General features: G+C 72.3%; 11 protein-coding genes (1 of these 11 running past the window's edge). All 11 read left to right on the top strand.

Annotated features, from left to right (window positions below; genetic code table 11):
* Nucleotides 1-131 precede the first annotated feature (131 nt).
* A complete protein-coding gene (gene eccCa / locus ACLQ2V_RS21755; RefSeq protein ID WP_425720389.1) occupies nucleotides 132-4,100 on the top strand; it encodes a type VII secretion protein EccCa in 3,969 nt (1,322 codons plus the stop codon).
* Nucleotides 4,097-6,037 carry a hypothetical protein gene (locus ACLQ2V_RS21750; RefSeq protein ID WP_425720388.1) on the top strand — a complete coding sequence of 647 codons (1,941 nt, stop codon included), beginning with the start codon at nucleotides 4,097-4,099 and terminating at the stop codon, nucleotides 6,035-6,037. Before eccCa ends, ACLQ2V_RS21750 begins: the two co-directional genes overlap by 4 nt.
* Nucleotides 6,038-6,097: 60 nt before the next feature.
* Nucleotides 6,098-7,501 carry a type VII secretion integral membrane protein EccD gene (eccD, locus tag ACLQ2V_RS21745; protein WP_425720387.1) on the top strand — a complete coding sequence of 468 codons (1,404 nt, stop codon included), beginning with the start codon at nucleotides 6,098-6,100 and terminating at the stop codon, nucleotides 7,499-7,501.
* A 1-nt stretch (nucleotide 7,502) separates the two neighbouring features.
* The gene (eccB, locus tag ACLQ2V_RS21740) at nucleotides 7,503-8,882 is read left to right on the top strand and encodes a type VII secretion protein EccB (RefSeq protein WP_425720386.1); all 1,380 of its coding nucleotides are present in this window, start codon (nucleotides 7,503-7,505) and stop codon (nucleotides 8,880-8,882) included.
* 96 nt (nucleotides 8,883-8,978) lie between these two features.
* A complete protein-coding gene (locus ACLQ2V_RS21735) occupies nucleotides 8,979-9,290 on the top strand; it encodes a WXG100 family type VII secretion target (RefSeq protein WP_425720385.1) in 312 nt (103 codons plus the stop codon).
* A gap of 52 nt (nucleotides 9,291-9,342) precedes the next feature.
* Entirely contained in the window at nucleotides 9,343-9,633 is a 291-nt protein-coding gene (locus tag ACLQ2V_RS21730) for a WXG100 family type VII secretion target (protein WP_425720384.1), read from the top strand.
* Nucleotides 9,634-9,719: 86 nt separating this feature from the next.
* Nucleotides 9,720-10,100, top strand: a complete 381-nt coding sequence (locus tag ACLQ2V_RS21725) for a hypothetical protein (RefSeq protein WP_425720383.1) — start codon at nucleotides 9,720-9,722, stop codon at nucleotides 10,098-10,100.
* A complete protein-coding gene (locus ACLQ2V_RS21720) occupies nucleotides 10,100-12,781 on the top strand; it encodes a hypothetical protein (RefSeq protein ID WP_425720382.1) in 2,682 nt (893 codons plus the stop codon). Before ACLQ2V_RS21725 ends, ACLQ2V_RS21720 begins: the two co-directional genes overlap by 1 nt.
* Nucleotides 12,782-12,847: 66 nt before the next feature.
* Complete coding sequence (locus ACLQ2V_RS21715; protein WP_425720381.1) at nucleotides 12,848-13,273, top strand: YbaB/EbfC family nucleoid-associated protein; 426 nt, start codon at nucleotides 12,848-12,850, stop codon at nucleotides 13,271-13,273.
* Complete coding sequence (locus ACLQ2V_RS21710) at nucleotides 13,270-13,605, top strand: hypothetical protein (RefSeq protein WP_425720380.1); 336 nt, start codon at nucleotides 13,270-13,272, stop codon at nucleotides 13,603-13,605. The genes ACLQ2V_RS21715 and ACLQ2V_RS21710 overlap by 4 nt, the downstream gene beginning before the upstream one ends.
* A gap of 48 nt (nucleotides 13,606-13,653) precedes the next feature.
* On the top strand, nucleotides 13,654-24,474 hold the beginning of the coding sequence (locus ACLQ2V_RS21705) for a hypothetical protein (RefSeq protein ID WP_425720379.1). It continues 18,306 nt past the right edge of the window; the window shows 10,821 of its 29,127 coding nt (coding positions 1-10,821); the start codon lies at nucleotides 13,654-13,656; its stop codon lies beyond the right edge, outside the window.

Here is a 24,474-nt window from a genome sequence, read left to right as displayed (position 1 = left end):
GACCCGACGCGGGCGGCGCCGGCCCCGGTCGGCCGGCGCCGCCCGCGCCCGCGCGTGCCCCTCGCACCGGCGGACTTCGACGAATCGACCGGCGGGGTAAACCCTGCGGGCCCCTCAGCCGTGCTCCTAGTGTGAGCACCACACCTTTCCGGCGGCCGGCTCGCCGCAACGGACCCGAGCTCCCGCACGGCGAGATCGCCCTGCAGGAGCCGCCGGTGGTCCCGGAGGTCCAGGCCGCCGGGTTCCGCTCGGTCGCGATGATCCTGCCGACGCTGATGATGTCCGGCGGCATGATGTTCATGTTCTTCGGGCGCGACACGCTCAACAGCCCGCTCGGCATGGTCATGATCGTGATGATGGGCGGCGGCATGGTCGCCATGATCGTCATGCAGATGACGATGAGCTCCGGCAACCGCAAGGACCAGATCAACGGCGACCGCCGCGACTACTTCCGTTACCTGGCGCAGACCCGCCAGCAGGTCCGCACGTACGGGGAGAAGCAGCGCGACGCGCTGGCCTGGCGGCACCCGCACCCGGAGTCGCTCTGGTCGCTGGCGATGACCAGCCGGCTCTGGGAGCGCCGCCCGACCCACCCGGACTTCTCCGAGATCCGCATCGGCACCGGCTCGCAGCGCCTGGCGGTGCGCATCACGCCGGTGGAGAGCAAGCCGGTGGAGGACCTGGAGCCCGTCTGCGCCAAGGCCCTGCGCCGCTTCATCAAGGCGTACGCGACCCTGCCCGACCAGCCGGTGGCGCTCTGCCTGTCGGGCTTCGCGCACGTGCGCATCGGCGGCGACCGGGAGGTGGCGCTGGGCATGGTGCGCGCCATGCTCGCCCAGCTCGCCACCTTCCACGCCCCCGACGAGCTGCGCCTGGCGGTCTGCGTCGGCGACGAGCAGGCCCCGCAGTGGGAGTGGATGAAGTGGCTGCCGCACGCCAAGCATGCCACCGAGACCGACGCGGCCGGCCCGCTGCGGCTGAGCGGCGGCACGCTGGAGGAGGTGGAGCGGCTGCTGGGGGCCGACTTCGCGGCCCGCTCCCGGTACGACGACTCCGCCCAGCCCTCACGCGACGAGCCGTTCGTCGTGGTGGTCTGCGACGGCGGCGTCATCCCGCCGGGCGCCCGGCTCGTCGTCTCCGGCTACCGCAACGCGGTCCTGATCGACTTCGACGGGCGGGGCGGCTCGGGCGACGAGCAGATGCTCGACCTGGACGTCAGCGCCACGGACGTGCACATGGTGGAGCGCGACCACGTGGGTCGGGAGGTGCGCACCCGCCTCGCCGCGCCGGACGGCCTGGACCCGGTGCGCCTGCGGGCCCTGGCCCGGATCATGGCCCGGCACGGCACGAAGGTCACCGGTGAACAGCCCGCCAGCGGGCTGAACGCGGTGCTCGACCTGCCCGACCTGCTGGACATCACCGACCTGGACACCTTCGACCCCACCGAGCTGTGGCGCGGGCGGTCGCCCGCCGACCGGCTGCGGGTGCCGATCGGGGTGGCGGCGGACGGGTCCGCGATCGAGCTGGACATCAAGGAGTCCGCCGAGGGCGGGATGGGCCCGCACGGCATGCTGATCGGCGCGACCGGGTCGGGCAAGAGCGAGCTGCTGCGTACGCTGGTGCTGGCCCTGGCCGCCACCCACTCCTCGGAGACGCTCAACTTCGTGCTCGTCGACTTCAAGGGCGGCGCGACGTTCGTGGGCCTGGACCGGCTGCCGCACGTCTCCGCGCTGATCACCAACCTGGCCGACGAGGCCGCGCTGGTGGACCGGATGCAGGCCGCCGTGCACGGCGAGCTGGTGCGCCGCCAGGAGTTGCTGCGCCGGGCCGGCAGCTTCAGCTCGCTACGCGACTACGAGAAGGCCCGCGCCGACGGCATGGACCTCGACCCGCTGCCCACGCTCTTCGTCATCGTCGACGAGTTCAGCGAGCTGATCGCCGCCAACGCCGACTTCATCCAGCTCTTCGTCATGATCGGTCGCCTCGGCCGGTCGCTCGGGGTGCACCTGCTGCTGGCCTCCCAGCGGCTCGAGGACGGCCGAATCCACCAGCTGGAGGGGCACCTGTCGTACCGCATCGGGTTGCGCACCTTCTCCGCCATGGAGTCCCGGGCGGTCATCGGCGTGCCGGACGCCTACGAGCTGCCCGGCGACCCGGGCAACGGCTACCTGCGCTCCAGCGTCACCAGCATCACCCGCTTCAAGGCCGCGTACGTCTCCGGCCCGCACCGCATCCGCGGCGCCAAGCTGCACCAGGCGGTGATCGCCAGCCAGGTCGTCCCGTTCACGGCGCGCAGCCTGCCGGCGACGGCGCCGAAGCCGACGCCGGACCAGCCGGAGGAGCTGATCGACACCGGCACCACCGTGCTGCACGCGCTGGTGGAGCGCCTCGTCGACCAGGGGCCCCCCGCCCACCAGGTGTGGATGCCGCCGATGGAGCACGCGCCGACGCTCGACGACGTGCTCCCGCCGCTGCTGCCCGATCCCGAGCACGGGCTGCGCCCGGTCGACACCGGCCGGCAGACGTACCTGCGGGTGCCGCTGGGCCTGATCGACAAGCCGTTCGAGCAGATCCGCGACCTGCTCGTGGTGGACCTGGACGGCGTCGGCGGCCACGTCGGCATCGCCGGTGGGCCGCAGAGCGGCAAGAGCACCCTGCTGCGCTCGCTGCTGTGCGGGCTGGCCCTGACCCACTCCCCGCAGCAGTTGCAGTTCTACTGCATCGACTTCGGCGGCGGGGCGCTGGCCGGGCTCGCCGCCCTGCCGCACGTCGGCGGGGTGACCGGCCGGCACCAGCCGGAGCGGGTGCTGCGCACGGTGGCCGAGGTCCGGTCGATCCTGGTCGACCGGGAGCGCCGCTGCGCGGAGCTGGGCATCCACGGCCGGGACGCGTACCGGCAGGCCCAGGCGGCCGGGAAGATCCCGCAGGACCGCTTCGGCGACGTCTTCCTGGTGGTCGACGGATGGTTCACGCTGCGCCAGGAGTTCGAGGCGGCCGAGGAGGTGGCCCGCGACATCGCGGGGCGGGGGCTGAACTACGGCATCCACATCATCTGCTCGATGGGCCGCTGGTCCGAGCTGCACATGTCCATGCGGGACAAGGTCGGCACCCGGCTGGAGCTGCGCCTGGGCGACCCGGTGGAGTCCGGCATCGACCTGCGGGCGGCGGCGCAGGTGCCCCGCCGGCCCGGTCACGGCCTGACCGAGTCGAAGCTGCACTTCCTCGGCGCGCTGCCGCGCATCGACGGCGTGCAGTCGCCCGAAGGGCTGGACGCCGCCACCGAGGAGCTGGTGTCGGCGGTGGTGGAGAACTGGCCCGGCGAGCGGGCCGCCGAGGTGCGCACCCTGCCGGTGGCGCTGCCGGCGGCCGACCTGCCGACGCCCGAGGTGGGGCGCATCCCGATCGGGATCGACGAGGACCGGCTGGCCCCGGTGTGGCACGACTTCCGGACCATGCCCCACCTGACCGTGCTGGGGGACACCGAGAGCGGCAAGACCAACATGCTGCGCCTGGTGGCCCGCGCGATCGCGGCGAGCCACACCCCGGCGCAGGCCCGGATCATGGCCGTCGACTACCGGCGGCAGCTCTTCGACGACATCCCCGAGGCGTACCGGCTGGGCTACTCGGTCTCCGCCGACAGCACCCGCAACACCATGGGGGAGGCGCTCGCCGGGCTGGCGCAGCGGGTGCCCGGCCCGGACATCACCCCGGAGCAGCTGCGCGCCCGCGACTGGTGGCGCGGTCCCGAGCTGTTCGTCCTGGTCGACGACTACGAACTGCTCGCCGGACACGACAACCCGCTGGCCGGGTTGATCCCGCTGCTGCCCCAGGGCGGCGACATCGGCCTGCACGTGATCGTCGCGCGGGCCGCCGCCGGGGCGATGCGGCTGTCGATGGACCCGCTGCTTCGGCGCATCCAGGAGCTGAACACTCCGGACGTGGCGCTCTCCTGCCCGCCGAACGAGGGCCCGCTGCTGGGTAACACCAAGCCCCGGGCCCTGCCGCCGGGCCGGGCGCTGCTCTGCACCCGGCGCGGCGGCCGACTGATCCAGACCGCACTGGTGCCGGTGCCCGCCGCCCACACCGGCGCCGACCGATGACCCGCCCGGCGACCCGCCCCCGCCGACCGGCCGCACCGCCCGGCGCGGTGGTCACGGTGGCGTCCGGGCCGACGGTCGGCGCACCGCCCACCGCGCCGCAGCCCGCCGCGCCCCCTGCGGCGGAGACCACGGCGCAGGAGCTGGCCCGGCGGTTGCGCGCCGCGGCCTGCCTGCCGGGGCCGTCGGCCGTGCCCACCGCCTGGCCGTACGACCCGGCGCTGCTGGGCTGGCTGCGCGCGCTGACCTACCCCGGCCTCTACACCTGGGCGACCGAGGAAAACCTGGCCCGCCGCTGGATCGGCGGGGACATCTTCCACACCCGACAGGCGCCCGCCGCGCCGGGCTTCCTCACCGGCGTCGACCTGCGCCGCCTCCCGCCGCACCTGGTCGCGCCGCTGCTGCGGCGGATCAGCATGACCCGCCCCGCCCCGGACGCCGCCGACCTGACCCCCGAGGCCCTGGCCACGGAGCCCGGCCGGGTCAGCAGGCACGCCCGCACCGGGGCCGCCCGGCGCTGGGGGCAGCCGGCGCAGGCGCCGCCGCTGCCTGCGACCACCGTCATCCCGCACGTCGCGCACGGCATCTGGCTCGGCCGGGCGCTGCCGCCGGGCAACAGCTTCTGGGCCAACTACGGCACCGCCGCCGCCCACTACGCCGGCCAGGTCGACTTCGTGCTCTGGACCGACATCCCCCGCGCCCGCTTCGACGCGGCCCGGACGACCCCGCCCGCCCCGCCCGGCCGGCCCGATCCGCTGGCCCCGGCCCGGGACCTGCTGACCTGGGCCGACACCCACGGCATCCACCTGGTCAACGTCGCCGAGGTGTTCCACGCGGGCGCGCCGATGACCCTGCACACCCCGTACGCCCTGGAGCTGGGGCGACGCTCGCCGCAGTCCTTCGCGGCCGCCAGCGACCACCTCCGCGTCGAGGTGGTCCACCGCTTCGGCGGCCTCTACGCCGACGGGGACCTGATCCTCGTGCCCGAGCCCGAGGCCCCGCCGAAGGCCGAGGCAACGGCCGGCACGGACGACCGGGCCGCCCCGATGCCCGGGGCCGATCCGACAGCCGGCAGCGAGCCGAGCTCGGGCGGCGGGGCCGGCTACCGGCTGTTCCGGGGCCGGTGGCAGGGCCCGGCGGACGCCGACGGGCCGGCCCGGCTGCCGGAGCTGTTCGACCGGGTCGCCGCCGCGCCGCACGGCTTCACGCTGCACGCGCTCACCGACCGGATCGTCCTCAACGACCTCGTCCTGGCCCCGGCGGGGCACCCCGCGCTGGCCCTCTGGCTGGAGGGCGCACGCTACAACTACCTGCGCGACCAGCGGGCGATCTTCTCCCACGCCGACCCGGCGCAGGCCGGGCCGTGCCCCGTCGGGGAGCCGGCGGCCTGGACCTGGGCGGTCACCCCGGTCCGGACCGGCCGGCTGCACCACTGGCTGCTGGGGCGGCTGGGCATCACCGCCGCCGACCTGGTCAAGCCCGCACCCGCCGTACGCGGACACAGCGACCTGAGCTGGTTGCCGCCGGTGGCCGGCGAGCCGGCGGTGCCCTGCGACCAGGCGGATCCGCTGCCGACGCTGATGGCCTGCGTCGACCAGCTGCGCTGGCAGTTCCTGTCGCGTGGCGGCGACCTGGCCCTAACCGCCGTCGCCCCGCTGGTCCGAGGGCTGCCCGACCCGGACGCCGGGTGGACGGCGCTGCTGCTGGCCTTCCCGGAGCTCAGCGCCGATCTCGGGGCGGTCACCTCGGTCACCGACCGACGGCGCAACCACGACCGGAGCCTGGACGTCGTGGAGCTGCCGCCGGAGGCGGAGGCGCTGCTGGACCGGGCCGTCGAGCCCCGCTCCTGGTTCGGCTCGGCCGCCGGCACCGGCCGGGAGTGCTGGTTCCTGGGGGAGCGGACCGTCCCGGTCCGGCTGCGCAGCGCCACCACGCGATGACGTCGCCGGGCCGTCGACAGAGTCGGTGAACTCCACACGAGGGGCAGGCGTGCTAGAGATATGAGCCAGGATCGCGGGGACCTCTGTCGACTGCTGGTCGTCGGACCGACCAGCCAGGTCGACGTGAGCCTACCCACCCACATCCCGCTGGCCGACATGATGCCGGCCCTGCTGGGCGCGCTCGGGCCCGACCTCGCCGACCGGGGGCTGGAGCACAGCGGCTGGATCGCCCGCCGGCTCGGCGGGCCGGCGCTGGACGAGTCCCGCACCGTCGCCGACCTGGAACTGCTCGACGGGGAGATGGTCTACGTGCGCCCCCGCACCGACCAGATCCCCCCGCTGGCCTACGACGACCTCATCGACGGCGTCTCCGCCGGCCTCAAGAAGCGCGCCGGGCTGTGGCGTCCGCAGACCACCCGGACGGTCGCGCTGCTGCTCTTCGCCGCCTCGCTGGCCATCGGCCTGGTCACCATGCAGCTGTGGCGCGACCACGGCAGCCGTACGCTGCTGCTGGCCGTCTCGGCGCTGCTCTGCGCCGCCGGCGCGTACGGCGTGGCCCGCAAGCTGGCCGACCGGGCGCTGGCCGGCATCCTCGCCGCCGCCAGCGTGGGCGCGGCGGTGCTCGCCACGGTCGACGTGGTCGCACAGCGGCTCACGGAGGTCGACGCGGGTCCGGCGCTGGCCGGGCTGGCCTTCGTGGGGTCCACCGTCGGCACGGTCGTGGCCCTGGCGCTGTGGCTCCTGGTCGGCCCGCCCGCCGGCAGGTGGCCGGTCATCGTCGGGCTGACGTTCCTGTGGCTGCTCGGCACGGTCGCGGTCCTGCTGCGCGCGCAGGCCGGCCTCGACTGGACCTCGGTCGCCGCGGTCCTGGTCATGGTCACCACGGTGCTGCGGCTGGCCGTGCCGGCGGCCACGTTCAAGCTGGCCGGGTTCACCCTGCCGGAGATGCCGGTCGAGCCGGAGGAGCTGCAGAAGGACATCGACCCGCACCCGGCGGCGGACGTGCTCGACGGGGCGGCCCTGGCCGACCACTTCATGACCGCCCTCTACGTGGTGCTGGGGCTGGTCTCCGGGGCCGCGATGGCCTGGCTGGTGCTCGTGCCCGGCTGGTCCGCCCCGCTGGCCGCCTGGCTGGCCGCCGCCGCCCAGGTGCTGGTCACCCGGCCGATGACCAGCACCTGGCACCGGCTGGCGCTGGCCGGGCCGGCGCTGGCCGCGATGGCGCTCTGGTGCGTGACCGCGGTCACCGACCGGGGTTCCTCGGCCGCGACGTCGGCCGTCGTCTTCTGCGTGGCCCTGGCGCTGGTCTGCGCCCTGGCCGCCCGGGTGGCGGGCCGGCGGCGGTTCAACCCGATCTGGGGCCGGCTGGGCGACTGGACGCACACCCTCGCGGTCGCCGGGCTGGTGCCGGCGGCCGTGGTGACCATGGGTGTGATCGCGGTGATCCGGGCCCGGGTGGGTTGACATGGCCTCCCGTCGCGACCAGGTCGACGCGCAGCGGCACATGATGGCCCGGGTGACCGGGGCGCTGGTGCGCGCCGAACCGGAGACCTCCGAATCGCCGACCCGGCGGGACCGCACCGGCGCGTTCGCCGGGGCGATGCTCGGGGTCCTGCTGGTGGCCGGCATCGCGATCTGGGCGATCTTCCCGGGTTCGTCGGGTTCGACCCGCTGGCAGCAGTCGGGCGTGCTGGTGGTGGACGGCTCGACCGGCGCGCGGTACGTGCTGGCCGACGGCCGGCTCCGGCCGGTCAACGACCTCGCCACCGCCGCGCTGCTCGCCGGCAGCCGGCTCACCCCGACCACGGTGGACGCCGACCAGCTCGCCAAGCTCCCCCGGGGCGCGGCCGTCGGCACGCCGGCCGGGCCGCAGGTACTGCCGCCGCGGCGGATCAACCAGGGCGTGTGGCGCGCCTGCGACCAGGGCGCGGCGGGAACCGTGGTGGACGTCGACGTGCCCGCCGCCGGTGCGCCGCTCGAACCGGGACAGGCCCTGGCGGTCAGCGCGGGCGGCCGGACCCACCTGCTCTGGGGCGGGCGGCGGCTGCTGCTCGGCGAGCCCTGGGTGGCCGACGTGCTGGGCCTGGGGCTGGCCGTGCCGGTGCCGGTCGCGCAGTCCTGGCTGAACCTGATCCCGTCCGGCGGCACCGCCGGCCCGGCGGTCGTCCCCGGCGCCGGCAAGGCCGGGTCGCCGGTGGCCGGCCGGCCGACGTCGGTCGGCGACCTGTTCCGCGTCGACCTGGGTAACGGCGGCGTGGGCCACTACCTGATGACCACCGACGGGCTGGCGGCGCTGACCGCCACCGAGTACCTGCTGGAGCGGGCCCGCCCGAAGTCGGCGGGGGAGACCGTCATCTCCCCGGCGGACCTGGCCGCCGCCACTCGGCGCACCCCGGCCCGCCCGCTGACCACGCTGCCGGCGAACCCGCCGACGGCGCGGCCGATGCCGGCCGGCGCCTCGGTCTGCGTGGAGTTCACCGGCCGGCCCGACCAGGGGCCGATGGTGGTGCTGGCCGCCGCGCCCCCGGCCCCCGTACCGTCGCCTGCCGCGCCGAGCCCCGACGCGGCGGGCAAGACCAAGCCCGGCGCGGCGACGAAGCCCCGGGTGACCGTGCGGGTCGCCCCGGGCGGCGGCGCGCTGCTGCGACCGCCGGGGGAGATCCCCGCCTGGCCGGCGAAGCCGCCGCCGAACACCCTGGTCGACGAGCGGGGCATCGCGTACCAGATCGCCGTGGACGACCTCCGTTCGTTGGGGTACGCGCCCGAACAGGCGGTCGTGATGCCACCGGCACTGGTCGGCCTGCTGCCGACCGGCCCGGCCCTGGTCCGGCCGGGAGGGGGGTGACGCCGGCGGACCACGAATCGCTCCACCCATTCCGCCCAGCAGAACACACCGCAGCGGTGACGGCGACGTCGCCGCAGCACAGAGAGGGAGACGAACATGGCACAAGCGCCACTTATCGTTGATGAGCCAAGCACCACCGCCATGGTTAACGCGTTCGTCGCGTGCCAGAACGAGTGCGCCACCATCGCGGGGACCGTCCTGCGCATCCAGGGCGACCTTAACCAGAGCTGGAAGAGCGACACGGCGTCGAAGGCATTCCAGAACGCCATCAACGAGTGGATGGACGGTTTCCAGGGGGTTCGGCGGGGCCTCGACCTGCTCAACGACAACATGAACACCTACGCGAATCTCACCACCGCGATCGAAGACACGGTCACCGCGGAGGCCGGTAGCTGGGCCCGCGGCTGACCGCCGGACCGCCGCAATCCCAAACGACCGCCGAATGTGAAGGAGGCCGAGCATGGCCAATTACCAAGTCAACCCCGTTGTGGTTCTGGACCAGGCGGAGGGTCTGCTCAACGTGACCCGGCACCTGACGCAGTCGCTGGAGAACCTGCAGAACAAGGTGGAGCTTTTCAAGGCGGCCAACCAGGGCCAGGCGCCCGACGCCTACGCCGGCTCCCAGAAGATCTGGGAACAGGGCCAGATCAAGATGAACCAAACCATGACCAGAGGCGTGTTGAAGCTTCAAGCAATCGTCGCGGAGTACCAAAGGGGCGATAAGACGGGCGCTGGCATCTTCGGCGGTTGAGCTCGAAGGTCCGACGCGTCGCGGCCGGGTGTGCCCCGTAGGCACCGGCACACCCGGCCGCGACTTCCCCAGGGAGAGGAGCAGCGGTGAAGAACGAATCGATCGTCATACGCGAGGATTTCCTCAAGAACCTGCAGGTCACGTACGCCGGACAGGTCGACAGCATCGACAAGGTGTACGGCAAGTTCTACAAGTACGGCAACCTCGTGGAGTCCGAGGTCGACATGACCAAGCCGTTCAAGGTGCGGCTCGGCGGGGCGAACTTCTCCGAGGCGGTGGAGGCGGTGACCTCGCTCAACACCGTGCAGGCCGGGCTTGCCGCGCGCTTCAAGAGCGCGCGCGATGAGATCTACATCTTGGAGAACGGCGTCCTCTTCCTGATCAGCGACGCCGAGGCCGTCGAGGAGTTGAACACGCTCAGCGCGGAGCAGTTCGAGTACTTCATGCCCAAGTCGGCAGGCGCGTAATGACCAACATCGCGACGATCGAGGATGTTCTGGAGAACATCCTCGGTCTCGTGCTCGGCGGCGCCGCCGGGGCGTACAACCTGCCCAGCGGGTCGCAGAACGCCGGGTCGGCCAAGAGCGGGATCAAGGAGGAGTTTCGCCCGCGTAACGTCGGCGGTGGCGGCAGGTGGCTCATCGCGCAGACGTCCACGCTCAAGCACACCGGCGGTTGGTCGCCGGAGTACAACAAGGACGCCGTCACCTTCTACCGGTGGCGGGACGCGATCGGTGCCACGAAGCACATCAGGCGTGTCACCGTCTGGGTGGGTGTAGTCAACAGAGACAACAAGCAGGGGCAGGAGCACAACACCACCGATCCGAACGCGGTGGTCAACGCCAGCGCCAACCCGGTCATCGCCCTGGGCTCCGCCTGGGAGCGGATTCGCGACGAGATCCCCAAGGTGGCCGGGGTGGGCACCTCGTTCGACCCGGACTCGCTGGCGGCGGTCCGGCAGGTGCTGACCGCGCTGACCAAGCGGGCCACGGGCATCTCCGACACGCTGACGACCCAGCTCACGAACGTGAACGCCAAGGGCCCCGAGTTCCGGGGCTCCGCGGAGTCGGCCTGGTATCAGCGGGTGCGGGGCACCGACCGCTTCCTCAGCGACATCGACACCCAGAACGAGCGCTGGGACAAGTCGCTGGCTTCGATGGAGAAGGCGTCGAGAGATTTCATCCGCGTCCTGAACACCGCCATCACCAACTGGGGAAAGTTCGATCCGCCGGGCACCTGGCAGCACCCGTACCGGGTCATCGCCGCCATGTTCAACGGCAGCACGGTCCAGTACGGGCACACCGGAAACAACCCCTCGGGCGCCTGGGACATCGGCAGCCAGTACTCCAACGCCGCGAGCAAGTACGAAGAGGACGAGAGCGGCAATGTGACCGAGCCCTCGGTGCTCTGGACCCCGCCGAAGTGGGTGGGTTTCGAGCCGTTCGACGCGTTCGACCTCAACGGGTGGAACCGGCTCGACGTGCATCTACGCACGAAGTGGGTCGAGCGGCTCGTCAGCACCTTCAAGCCGGTGGTCACCGAGGCGGCGACGCTGGTGAAGACGTTCGCCGATGCGCGCAACCCGCTGCACATCAGCGACCCGGATCCCCTGCCGCCCCCGCCGATGCCCAACGACTCCGGGATGCCGAACGGCTTCCCGAACCTGGACCTCAGCAACCTGTTCCCGAACGACCTGTTCTCGAACGTGTTCCCGAACGACCTCTTCTCGAATGTCTTTCCGAACGACATGTTCTCGAACGTGTTCCCGAACGACCTCTTCTCGAACGTGTTTCCGAACGACATGTTCTCGAACGTGTTCCCGAACAACCTGTTCCCGAACGATCCGAATGGTGGGTTCTCGAAGCTGGACCCCACCACCTTGTTCGATCCCTCGCTCGCGAACATGGGTGGGTCGGATCCTTTTGCGAATGGTCCGGGTGGTCCGGGTGGCGGGTTCTCGAGTCTCGGTCTGGGGGATCCTTTTGCGAATGGTCCGGGTGGTCCGGGTGGCGGGTTCTCGAGTCTCGGTCTGGGGGATCCGTTTGCGAATGGTCCGGGTGGTCCGGGTGGCGGGTTCTCGAGTCTCGGTCTGGGGGATCCGTTCGCGAACGGGCCCGGTGGTGCGGGGTCGGACTTCGGTCTGACCGATCCGTCGAAAATCGGGGGAGAGGGCGCCGCGTCGAACCTCGGCCTGAGCGACCCGTTCGCCAACGAGTCGACCTTCACCCCCAGCTTCGGCGGGGGCGGGATCTCCGGCCTCGGCGGCCTCGGCTCCTCCCCGTCGTCGCTGGGCGACCTGACGCCGGAACAACTGCGTCAGCTGGACTCGGCGGGGCTGCTCGACAAGATCCCGCTCAGCCCCGAGGAGATGGAGTTCCTGCGTCAGAACGGCCTAGGGGTGCCGGAGGGCACGAGCCCGACGCTGGGGCAGCTCAGCCCGGAGCAACTCGGCGCGCTGCAGCGGGCCGGCATGCTCGACGACCTTCCGCTGACCGCGGGGCAGCGGGCCAATCTCGGCCTGCCCGGCACGTCGGGCGGCACGACCGAGCTGCCGAGCTGGCAGAACATCCCGGTGGACACCAGCAAGTTCCCGACGACCATCGACGGCGTGGACGTGTCGAAGGTCCCGAGCAAGTCCGGGGCGGACATGGCCATCGGCGACGTGAGCATCCCCGGTGCCGGGGCGCACCCGAGCATTCCCGGACTGGTGGTCGGCACCGGCGGCCTCTCCTCGGTGCCCGGCGTCTCCGGCACCCCTGGTGGCCTGAGTACCGCAGGGCTCAGTCTGGCCCCGGGCGGGGCGGGTGCCTCGGGCACCGGGACGGGGCTGAGTGGCGCGCCGGGCGCGGCCGGCAGCGCCGGCCTGGCGGGCGGCGCGGCCGGGATGGGGGGGATGGGCGGCGGTATGCCCTTCATGCCCCCCATGATGGGCGGCCCCGGCATGGGCGGCGGCCAGCAGGACCGGGACCGCCAGCGCAACACCTGGCTCAAGGAGGACGAGGAGGTCTGGGGCACCGACCCGGACTGCGCCCCCGCCGTGATCGGCCGCCGGCGCAAGCCCGGCAAGGCCGACGAGGACGAGTACCCGACGTCCGGCGACGAGTGGGCTCCGACGCAGGAGGAACGCCGTCCGTACCGGCGACGGTGAGTAGCCGGGGCGCCGGGTGAACCCGGCGCCCCGGCCCGGCCGTGGGGTTTACAGAGGAGGTGCCCGATGGAGGCAATTGGGGACGAGGAACTGCTGGCCGAGATGAGGTCGGCGCTGGAGCAGGTGCAGGCCACCTCCGATCGACTGCGTCAGCAGGTGCGGGAGGCGAAGACCACGGTTCGGGACAAGGACCGGCGGCTGTCGGCGACCGTCGGCGGGGAGGGCGAGCTCACGCAGCTCACTTTCCACGGCGATGCGTACCGCCAACTGGCACCGGCCGAGCTGGCGGAGCTCATCGTCAAGACGGTCGCCAAGGCGCGCGAGGCCGCCCAGCGCAAGTTGCTGGCCGGCACCGCCATGCTCACCGACGACCTGCCCCAACTGCATGACACCGCCCGCCGGGCGACCTCCGTCGACGAGCTGATCGAGGGAATCGTGAGCGCGGTCGGCGCCGCGGGCGACGTGCGGCCGGGTGGGGGGAGACGCGCGTGACGATCAGCCACGACGGGGACCAGCTCGCCAACCAGGTGCCGCTCCTGCATGCGTTCCAGGGGCTCATGATCGAAACCATCGACATGCTGATGAGGATCGCGGAGTGTCACTGGGCCAACGGCGCCCCCGCCGACGACGAGTTCACGATGGCGGCCCGCGCGAACATCCGCAAGATGTTCAGCGATTACGTGTTCCCGACGTACCTCATGCTCGGTGAGGCGGTCGGCCTGCAGGGCGACAAGCTCGGCCTGGTGAAAAAGATCGGCGAGAACACCGAGGGCGGCAACACCGAGATGGCCGGCGGGTGGGGCGAGGGAGGCCGGCACGGCTGAGATCCGACGGGCCCTAGCCGAAGCCGGGTAGAGAGGACACGCGTCACGATGGTCACGGCCAACAGCCCGATCCTCGAGCTCAGCGAGAGCACGCTCCGCGCCCTCGAGGTCTTCACGGGTAGCGGTAAGTTGCCACGCGCGACCGTGCCGCTGTTGTTGCGTGACGCGGCCACCTTGGACGCGTCGTCGGATCGGGTCGACACCGTGGTGGCACCGCATCTGAACCAGACGATCAAGGCGGTGGCCGCCACGGCGGACGGGAGGACCGCCGCCCGGTTCGTGGCGCAGACCGCGCCGTTCACGGCGACCAACCCGGCCGTCCTGCTCCAGGTGGCGGTTGTCCAGCGCGGTATCGCCGAGGCGATGCGGGGCTACGCCATCGAGATGGACTACTTCCGGCGACAGTCGTTGATCATGTTCGTCTTCATGCAGACGGAGTTGGCGATCGCCGCCGTCGAGGCGTTCTTCTCCCCGGCGACGGCGGCGGCGCGGGTGGTGGCGACGCGGTCGATCATCCAGACGGTGTTGCGCTCGTCGTTGGTGCGGATCGCGGCGCGCAGCACCGCGATCCAGCTGCTCTTCATGCCCGGCTCCGCGCTGCTGGCCCAGCTCACCCAGATCGCCCAGGAGATCCGGCGTGGGATGGACTGGTCGGTCATCGGCAAGCAGACCCTGTACGCGCTGGCGGCAGCCGCGGTTACCACCGCTGCCGTGCCGGGGATCGGCAAGGGAACGCAGGTCTTCGCGGATGGGCTGGGGAAGTTCGGCGTCGACAAGACGACCCGCCTGAACATCACCCAACTGACGATGCGGCCCGCCACCGAGATCAGCCTGGAGGTGGGCGCCGGGGTAGGCGCGAGCCTGATCGTCGACCAGAAGTACGACACCGATCAGGCCGACGAGGAAGCCATTTCCGGGGCGGTCGAGGCGGGCACCGGGATGGCGGCCGCCGGTCTGGGTCGTGCCGGGCGTCGGGGCGCTCAGGGTCTCGGGTTCATGCCGGACGTGCCCCGGGTGAATCTGCCGGGCGGCACGGGCTTCTCGGAGACGGGGGCACCGGTGCTGCCGGTGGATCCGGGCTCGTCGGTGCCGCCGCCGAAGTCGGACACGGCGGGTCACCTGACTCCCGACCCGCCGCCGGCGTCGGCCGGGGACACCGCCGGGCCGAAGGTGACGCCGCCGCTGACGGTCGGGGACATCGCCGGACCGAAGGTGACGCCGGTGTCGTTCACGCCGGTACCGCTCGCGCCGGTGCCGGCCTGGGTCGGCGACGCCGACCTCCGCGTCGAGGGGTGGCAGCAGTTCCAGCAGGGCCTGGTCGACCGGTACGACACCCTGCTCACGCAGGTGGCGCAGGCCCGGCAGTCGATCGCGGCGCTGCCGGTGCAGGTCGATGAGCTGTTCGCCCGATGGGTCCACTCCCGACTCGACACCCCGGCCGTCTCCGCGCTGCTGACCGACCTGGGCCTGCCCCGCAGTGCGCTCACCGAGCAGCACCTGGCCGCCGTCCGGGCGCAGGCGGTGGAGCGGGTCGTCGAGGTGGTGGCCCGTTCGGGGGCGACCCCGCAGCAGATCATGGCCGCCTTCCCGGGGGAGTTCGACCGGCAGGCGTTGCGCACGGCGGGGCAGCTCGCCGCGCAGGCACAGGTCGACCGGTACTTCGACGCCGCCGCACCGGTGTCGCCGGCGGTGCGGGAGCAGGTGGCCCAGCAGGTGCGCGCGCAGGTCGACCGGGGTCTCGGCGCGATCCTGGGCGGCTCCCCGCTGCTGACCCCGGTCGGCACGGTCGCCCCGCAGGTGCAGGCGGTCGTGAACGTGGTCCAGCAGGCCACCGGCGACCTTCCCGCCCAGGTGGCCTCCGTCGCCGCGACGCCGACGCCGCCTGCGCCGGTCGAGCAGCCCGGAACGTCGTCGGTCAAGGACGTGCCCCCGCTCACCCTGCCGCCCCCGCTCACGCCGCTCACGCCGCCGGCCTCACCCACCCTTCCGGCCGCGCCGACTGTGCCGGGCGGCCAGGTCCCGTCGAGTCCGCTCACTCCGCCGGCGTCACCCACCCTTCCGGCCGTGCCGGGCGCTCAGGTCCCGTCGAGTCCGCTCACCCCGCCGGCCTCGCCCACGGTTCCCGCCGTGCCGGGCGCTCAGGTCCCGTCGAGCCCGCTCACCCCGCCGGCCTCGCCCACCGTCCCCGCCACGCCGACCACCCCGACCACCCCGACCACCCCGACCGAGCCGGCGGATCAGGCGGCGTTCGAGGAGGAGGCGGCTCGGGCGGCCGAGGCGGCGCGCGCCCAGTTCACCGCGCTGGCCGAACGGCACGACGCCGACCCGGGCCCCGGGATCCTCGACGGCCCGATCGCCGACGGCAAGCTCGCCGAGGCGTTCCAGCGGGAGTGGTTGGACGGCTACCGGGCCACGTTCGCCCCGGACGCCACCGCGACGCAGCCGGATGCCGTGGACACCGGCGGCCGGGTGGAGGTCGACGCCGAGCGGTGGCGGCGGACCGGCGAGGCGTTCGACGTCAGTGGCTCCACCGTGACCCGGCCGGTCAACGGCGGTGAGCGGGTCGCGGTCCGGTACGCGCTGACTCCGCGCCCGGACGAGTGGGTGTTCGAGGTCCGGCTGCACCTGACCGGTCAGCCCGAGGCGGTTCTCGAAGGGGTTCGGCAGGCCACCCGGGAGGGGGTGCAGCGGCACCTGAACGATCCGGCGTACCGGTTGCCGTCGGTGGATCTGCCGATGCGCGTGGACGTGCGGTTCGTCGACGACCCCGGTCAGGCGCATGTCACGGTCCAGGTCGGAGCGCCAACCGACCGCACCGACCAGGCGCGGTGGGCGCAGGGGCAGCCGCCGGCGACGTATGCGCACGAGGTCCTGCACTTCCTCGGCGCACTCGACCACCGCGCCCCCCGGCAACGCCCGGGGGTTCCCCCGGCGGCGGACCCGAAGCCGTCGCTGATGGGCCACCACCACCCGGACGCGGAGTTGCCGGTCACCGAGGCCGACCTGCGGCAGATCGTGGACACGCTGTCCCCGCACTACGCCGGCGTGGTCGGCGGCCACGGCCCGGCCCAGCGGCCGGCCGGCGCGGCGAGCGCCGCGCAGGGCCCGAGCAGCGTGACCGCGTCCTGGGCCAGCGGCGTCGACACCCCGCCGGGCATGTCTGGTCAGGGGGAGGAGGTTCGGCCCCGCTCGGTTCGATCCATCGGCCATGAGATCGGCACCGGCGTCAGGATCGACGGTCTCTCGTATCCTGTTCACCACGTGCTCGGGGACGGCGATTGCTTCTACACCGCCGTCATCCAGGGCGCTGAACTGCAACGGGTCGATGGCGCCGTGACAGGTCAGGACATCGGTGTTCTGCGTGCGCGCGTGGCGGACCACATCGAGCGTGGCGACGACATGCTGAACGGGCCTGTCGACGGCGGCCCGGTCGACCCGGTCGACGCGGTGGTCCATGACGTGGCCGGCGACATGAGTGAGCGGGATCTCGCGGCGCTGCTTGGCTTGAAGTCCGCTCCGAATCTGACCGCCGACCAGCGGCGTCAGGTCGACGAGCAGCTGCGGAATGAGCAGTGGAGACAGCTTCGGGCAGAAATCGCTTCGACACTGCCGGCAGACGACGCCGGCACCCTGCGGGATTTCCCGGTGGCGGCTCTCGCGGAACTGCTGCCCGGCCACGAACTCCCGGTGTTGCAAGATGCCGATGTGCAGCGGGCCAGAGCCGAAGGCGTTCAGCGCCGCACCGCATTGATGCAGCTTCTGCATGAGCGTCTCAGCGGTTCGGACGATCAGGCGAACACCATCTGGCGAAGCCTCCTGAGCGGCAGCCGCAACGCGCGGCTGCTGGATGTTGCCCCGACTCCGGCGGTAGCCCGTGGAATCGGCACTCAGGCGCTCACCGCGCACGTGGTGCGCAATGCGGGCCTATGGCAAACCCGGTTCTACGACTCGGCACCGCAGGCGACCGCACGGGCTCTGAACATCGACATCGTCGTGGTCACTGACGACGGGGTCCAGCGGAGTACGAACCCGCAGGCCACGGGCGGCACCCTTTACGTGCACTACAACGGTGTCAATCACTACCAGACAATGGGGGCCGGTGTCCGACTGCCGGACAACGCGAGCGCGACCGCACCGCGATCCCCCGTTGAGGCGCTTCGTCCCGTTCAGACCGGCACAGAGCAGGCCGAGGAGACGCCGCGCGCGCCGGCATCCGGCCTGACAGCCGAGCTCCTCACTCTCGCAGCACGGCACGACGCCAGCAACCACCTGCTCGACCAGTTGCGTGGCATTTCGCCCGACGGCATCCGGGTCCTGGAAGCCCTGGTTGGCAACCAAAATGTGATCGATCCACCCGGCCCGTCCGGACCGCCCGCGACGGCGGGCCCAGTCAGCCAACCGCCCACCCCGCCGACCTTGCCGACCTCGCCCACCGGACTGGCGGCAGACGCCACGTCGCAGGCGACCGGTGCCTTCACCGAACGGCTGGTCACCGGTTCGCCGGATACGCAGTCGTTTGTCGGGCTGGACCGCTCCGGTCAGACCTCCCTCGAGTTGGCGGACGAAATCGCGGTAGGCGCCGCGGAATTGAGGGACCCGCCGGCAACCCCGGCGACCACCGCCTCCTGGGCCAACGGCGTCGACACCCCACCGGGCATGACCGGCCAGGACCAGAACCCGGCAACCACCCCGGCTTCGCCGATCGCGGTGCCGAGGGACGGCCACGGCGCGCTGTACGCCCTCATCGCCACCGATCCGCTCCTGGTCCGCGACCTGTTGAGCCGGAACGCGCCCTCCGGACAGCCCCGGAAACTGGACGCGGACCTGCGCAAGTTCCTCTCCGACCCGCACCGGGTGCGAATGGCCGTGGCCGGATTTGCCGGGCCGGGCGTGCCGTCGGCCTCCCCGCTCGGGCGGGTGGCCCGGCTGCTGCAGGCCCAGGTGCGGGACTATCTCGACGCCAACGCCGGTCATCTCGCGTTGGACGTGACTCAACAACGGATCCACTTCCGGGAGCAGATTGCGACGGAGGTGTCGACGCTGACCTACGAGCAGGTGCTGAGGCGGCTCGGCGAACTGACCGGGGGTAACACCACGATCGCCGGCTGGAGCGTTCCGGTGGCGAGCCTGAGCACGGAGGAGGACGCCCGGTCCGCCCTGATCGGCGTGCTGTCGTCCGCGTCGGGACGCCCGCTCGACGCCACCGAGCTGGTCCTCGTCCGGGCCGCCGTGGACGACTGGGCGAAGCCGGCGCGCACCCCGGCCAAGGAGTTCCTGCTTCCCCTGCTCGCACACGCGACGGGTCTCCGGTTCACCGTCATGCCGCCCGGCGCGGCGCCGGCGCCCGCCGGGGAGGCGCAGGCCGGTCCGTCGAGTGCGCAGCCGGCGGGCCGGCAGTACGGCCCGGCCGACGGCGACCCGGTGACGCTCTACCAGACCGTGACCGACCCGGCGCACCCGGACGTCCTCGGCTACGTCGCCGTACCCGCGAGGGTCCTGCCGGCAACCCCGGCGACCGCCGACGTGCCGGCGTCGAACACCACCGCCGCCGCGCCGACCCGGCCCGCCGACGGGACGCTGGTCGCCATGGCCAGCAAGCTGCCGGCGGAGCTGCGGTTGCAACGGGCGGTCGGCGGAGTCCGGCTGCACGACAGCGGTGTCCCGGCCGGGGGCATCAGCTCCCGGGTGCTGCCGCCGACGGGCACCCGCCCGGCCGTCCTGCTGGATTCCTCGGTGCTCGACCCGGCCGTACTCGGCAAGGCGCTGGGCGGCATGCGGGCGCAGGACGCCGCCACCGCCGTGCTGCACTGGCCTCAGGGGCAGCAGGTCACGGTGGCCCGTGCCCTGGAGACCATCGAGCAGGCGGTGGGGGAAAAGCACTCGGCGACGCTGTCGGTGCCCCGGGCGGCGTTGTCGGACGCGCCGGTGCCGCATCCCCGGATCATCCCGTTGGACGCCGACGGGAAGGTGACGTTCTTCGGCGGGCGTCCCGACCGATACCTGTTCCTGCCGGAGAGCAACGCCGCCACGGTGGCGCAGCCGACCCCGCACGGGCTCCCCCAGCTCGACCAGGGCGTCTACGACCTCGGTCACGGTTGGGTGGCCTGGGACGGCGGCACGCAGCTCTGGATCGGGCCGGCGAGCGCCCTGGCGGAGGCCCGTGCGGCGCTGCCGGAGGTGGGCCCGCTGGCGGGTGGCGTGCGCCGCACGGGCGACCCGGCGGTCTTCCTGGGCTGGCGGGGGGTGCAACTGCCCGCCGGCGTACGCAAGAAGGTCGGTGAGATCTTCGCGGCGATGCCGGAAGGTTCGGTGTCCGAGCGCCTGACGACCTCGCAGATGGGGTTGGACGCCCGTGGGTTCGACGTCGACGCGGTCACCGGGTTGCCCGACGGCGTGGGGTTGACGTTCGTGCCGGGCGGGGTGCTGGCCCACGCGGGGCCGGCGCCGCAGCCGGGCACGGCGGCGCTGCGCTGGTCGGACCTGGCGGACCCGGACCGGCCGAGGTTGGTGGTGGACGCCTCGGTGACCGATCCGGTGGCCGTGGTGGGGGCGCTGCAAGCGGCGCTCGGGCCGGGTCCGGCCGGGGCCTTGCAGGTGTTCCTGACACCGGAGCACGTGCCGGTCGACGGCGACGCGGACGCCCGGGTGGCGGAGCTGCGGAGTCGGTTCGGCGGCGTGGAGCTGGTGCTGCCGGTGTCGGCGTGGGGTCGGCCGTCGGCCGGGATCGCCGGGTTGGTGCCGGTCGACGCGCGGGGCCGGGAGACGTTGCCGGCCGCCGCGCAGGCATACCGGCTGCCCGCCACCGCCCCTGCTCCCGCCCCGGCCCCCGCTCCTGCCGTCCCGTCGGTCGCCGTTGTCGAGTCGGCGCTGTCGAAGCTGCGGCCGAACGGCTCCGGTGCGTTCTGGGCGGGCCAGGGCTGGACCGCCGAGCAGCGCGACGGGGTGATCCTCTTCGCCGAGGGCGGGACGGACCCCGGCAAGCTGCCCGACGGCGCCCTGACGCCCGAGGCGGGCGGGGTTACGGTGGTGGTGCAGTCCGCCAGCGGGCCGGTCCCACCCGAGGTCGGCGCGGCGATCGCGCACGTGCTCTCCGGCGTGCCCGAGGCCGACCGGCACGTGCGGGTGCACGGCAACGAGGCCAGTGCCGGACCCGAGACCCCCGAGGCCGACAAGCCAAAACCCGATCCCGATTCCGATCCGGAGGAGCCCGCCGATCCGGCCCCGCTGGTCCCCGACCTGCGGGCCCTGCCGCTCGCCGCACTCAAGGCCGAGCTGCCGGGCCTCGCGGGGATCGAGCAGGTGTTGCGGGACGAGGCGAAGAGCCGGGGCGCGGAGGTCACGGCGGACGAATGGGAGCTGCTGGCGCAGCGGCTGTTCGCGAACTACCCGGCACTGGTCGGCCCGGACGGCTACCTGCTCGAGCTGGGCAAGATGGAGCTGCGGATCCGGCTCAACCCCGACGATCCGCAGCTGGTCACCAATCCGGCGGGCTCGTACGACACCGTGGCCCCCGACGAGTCGCTCGACGACATCGAGCAGCGCAAGGGCGACGACGACGGCCGTTTCCACGCCAACCAGAACACCCGGGGCGACTTCCAGGTCGGCGCGCGGAGCCAGACCGTGGGCGGCATGCTGCGCTCGACCCGGGCGCGCTTCGCGGCGCTCTTCGACGTGCCGCTCGGCCCGACCTGGACCCCCTGGCTGAGGCTCACCGGGACGGCGAACCGGACGGACCAGAAGTCCACCCACATCATCGACGCCGAGAAGGGTCGGGTGCTCGACAGCCGTCAGGACTCGACGCTGTACTCGTACCGCCCGAATTGGTCGGTGGACGTCCGCGTGGACGACAACTGGGTGTGGCAACCGGTGACCGCGCCGCTGCCAGGGCCGGATGCCGACCGATTGGTCGTCGCGATCCCCGAACACCTGCTCGGGGAGACCGGCAAGCAGGTGACCGCGGACCTGCCGGCGGACGAGTCGGCGAAGAAGAGCATGCTCCCGCCGGTCTTCTTCACCAGCCACCTCACCGGTCTGGACGACCTCTACACGTCCATCCTCGACCGGCTCAAGGCCGACGGCTTCAACGTGGCGGTCCGCAGCCCGATCCGCCGGGAGCTGCAGCGAAAGCTGTGGAACCTCGACACCCACCTCGACGAGGCGATCAACAACCGGGCCGGCACGCCGGACGGTCAGCCAGGGCCGCTGGACACCCGGGGGTACCGGTTCACCCTGCACGGCAGCAACGAGAAGGCCGTGGCGGTCGTGCAGGTGTACGCCGAGCGCGGCACTTCCGAGCGCATGGGTCCGACCAGCGACAAGGCGCACATCGAGCGGGTCCGTACGGCGATCGTCGGCCACGGCGGGGACTTCAGCCTGGGGCAGTCCAGCGGAGTGAGCTTCGGCGGCGGCACCGGTGTCCCCCTGGTGGCCCCGGAGGACCTGAAGACGCCGGAGGGGTTCAAGGACAAGAAGAAGTTCTCGGTCTCCGCCAGCGCCGGGATGAGCTGGAACAGCAACGACGGCGGTGGTTTCGCCGAGCCGTCGCTGAACGTCATGGTGGGCCGCTACACGGGCATGACCGGCGGCCATGAAATCAAGTTGCGGCTGAGCGCGGACGTGGCGAGCGTGCTCAAGCCGTTGGACGCGCCGCAGCGGACCGCGCCGGTGGACGGTTCGGCGGTGGTGCGGTTGGCCGAGCCGGACGCCTTCGACCACGGATTCGGCGTGGACGCCGACGCCTTCAAGAAGGCCGCCGAGGGCACGACCCCGGCCGAGGGCACGACCCCGGCCGACGGGCCGCGACAGGTGCCGTACGCCGAGTGGCGTGGCCGCCTGCGCCAGACGGGCAAGCACGCGGAGGACCTCGGCGGCAACCGGCTGCCGCAGCATGTGCTGGAGGACGGCGGCCTGGGGCAGAGCCTGGTCGACGTGGACCCCCAGCTGGTGGCGGCCCTGCGGAGCGACCTGGAGAGCAAGCTCTCCGCCGAGGGCTTCCTGGTTGCGGACCCGGACCGGCCGTGGGCGCGGCTTGCGCCCGACCCGGCGCCCGCGCCCACCCAGGGCGGCTGGGGGTCCCTCGTCGTCTGGGCAACCGGGATGATCGAGCGAGTGAGCCGATTCGTCATGGGGTCCATCAGCCGCGAGGTCAACGCGCAGATCGACAACGGCGATCTGATCCGCAAGATGGTGGGCCACGAGGGCCTCGAATCGCACTTCGACACCCTCACCCAGGACGGGATGACCTTCACCCTGCGCAGCTGGCGGGACGGGAAGATGCGGACGGCGAACGTGACCGTCCGGGCGGAATCCCGATTCAGTGGCGCCCTCGACGCCGATGGCAACTCGGTGTACTACGACCGGATGACCGACGAGTACCACCTGGTCAACCTGAGCATGGGCATCGGCATCGCCGGTCAGGGCGCGGGCGGCAACCGGGGCTGGTCAGCGGACTTCGGGGTGTCGCTCGGCCTGACCGAGTCGGAGGACCCGTTGAAGTCGGTCGACTTGTTCGGCGGGTCGACGGGCCGTTCCGTCGGCGCCTCCGAGCGGGTCAGCCGGGTGGTGAACCGTCCCGAGCTGCTGGAGTACCCGGGCCGGGTGAAGCTGTTCAACCTGCCGTACGCATTCACCTACACGATCGACTACGACGGCATCGATTCCTCTGTCAACGCCGCCACCGAGGTGACGGACGCCGTCGGTGTGACCAGCAAGAAACGTGTCGAGTCGGATGAGTTCTTCGGCGAGGTGAAGGCCACGCTGCTGGGCTTCAACAGCGACCCGTCCACGTTCAGCCAGCCCGACCCCGAAGAGACGAAGCATCGGGTGCTCGACCAGGCCGTGGTGTACTTCCTCGACGGGAAAGGGTTGCACGCTGCGGCGAACCGGGTGCTCCCCGGCCAGCTCGGCGCCGGTAGGTCGATGGACGTCCCGGTGGCCGGCATGACCAACCAGATCGCCGTCCAGTCGCACGTGAAGGAGATGGTGCAGGGCGAGTACACCACCGACAACCTCTTCGACCCCGGCTTCGTCTACAACACCAACGCGGCCCTCTCGATCGACCTGCACAACATCCACGACACGCAGTTCGTCGGGGCGACGCTGGACAAGTACGTCAGCGGCCTGATCGAGCTGTACCAGGCCGAGACGGTGAACACCGCCAATTGGTCGTCCACGGGTTCCTTCAAGTTGCCCGGCGTCAGCCTGGGCTGGAAGGACGGCAAGGTCAGCTTCACCTACAGCGAGTCGGCGTCGGTGAAGTGGGGCGAGAGCGAATCCGCGGAGACCAAGCGCGCGGGCGGCGTGGAGATGATCAACCTCTCCTTCGGCCGGGCGTACGGTTTCCAGTCGAAGGTCGACTACGGGGTGCGCGGCGGGATCGACACGCAGGTCGGCTTCGCCGGGGGGAAGGCCACGGTCCCGGCAGCCGCCGAGTTGACCAACAAGACGATGCTGTTCCTGTTGCCGGAGCCGGAGGCGTTGGCGGAGTACGCGGCGGGTCGGGTGCCGATCAGCGACGCCCAGCTCACCGACGCGATGCTGCGCTGGTCGCGCGGGGACCTGGTGCTCAGCGGCAACACGGTGGCCGGTCTGCTGACCCGATGGCGGGCGGACGTGGCCGGCCGCGTCGCCCCCACCCCCACCACCGCTCCTGACGGCACTGCTCCTGACGGCACTGCTCCTGCCACCACCACTCCTGACGGCACCGCTCCTGCCGCCGCCGCTCCTCCCGATCCTTTCGCCGCTCCCGAACCCGCCGCCGGCCTCGACGCCTATCTGACCCTGCACGGAATCCAGCGGTGGGCGCAGACGCTCGCCACCCGGCACACCGACCTGAAGCAGCGCGGCGCGGTGCTCGACCCGGCGCGCCGA

Source organism: Micromonospora sp. DT233, from assembly GCF_049841815.1.
GTDB lineage: Bacteria > Actinomycetota > Actinomycetes > Mycobacteriales > Micromonosporaceae > Micromonospora.
The sequence above is the reverse complement of the archived record's forward strand: the minus strand, read 5'-3'. Positions and strand labels throughout refer to the sequence as shown.

Excerpts from the sequence above, each read along its gene's own strand:
- ACLQ2V_RS21735 (WP_425720385.1), top strand. The coding sequence starts at position 8,979 with ATGGCACAAGCGCCACTTATCGTTGATGAGCCAAGCACCACCGCCATG.
- eccB (WP_425720386.1), top strand. The coding sequence starts at position 7,503 with ATGGCCTCCCGTCGCGACCAGGTCGACGCGCAGCGGCACATGATGGCC.
- ACLQ2V_RS21720 (WP_425720382.1), top strand. The coding sequence starts at position 10,100 with ATGACCAACATCGCGACGATCGAGGATGTTCTGGAGAACATCCTCGGT.
- ACLQ2V_RS21750 (WP_425720388.1), top strand. The coding sequence starts at position 4,097 with ATGACCCGCCCGGCGACCCGCCCCCGCCGACCGGCCGCACCGCCCGGC.
- ACLQ2V_RS21730 (WP_425720384.1), top strand. The coding sequence starts at position 9,343 with ATGGCCAATTACCAAGTCAACCCCGTTGTGGTTCTGGACCAGGCGGAG.
- eccD (WP_425720387.1), top strand. The coding sequence starts at position 6,098 with ATGAGCCAGGATCGCGGGGACCTCTGTCGACTGCTGGTCGTCGGACCG.
- ACLQ2V_RS21715 (WP_425720381.1), top strand. The coding sequence starts at position 12,848 with ATGGAGGCAATTGGGGACGAGGAACTGCTGGCCGAGATGAGGTCGGCG.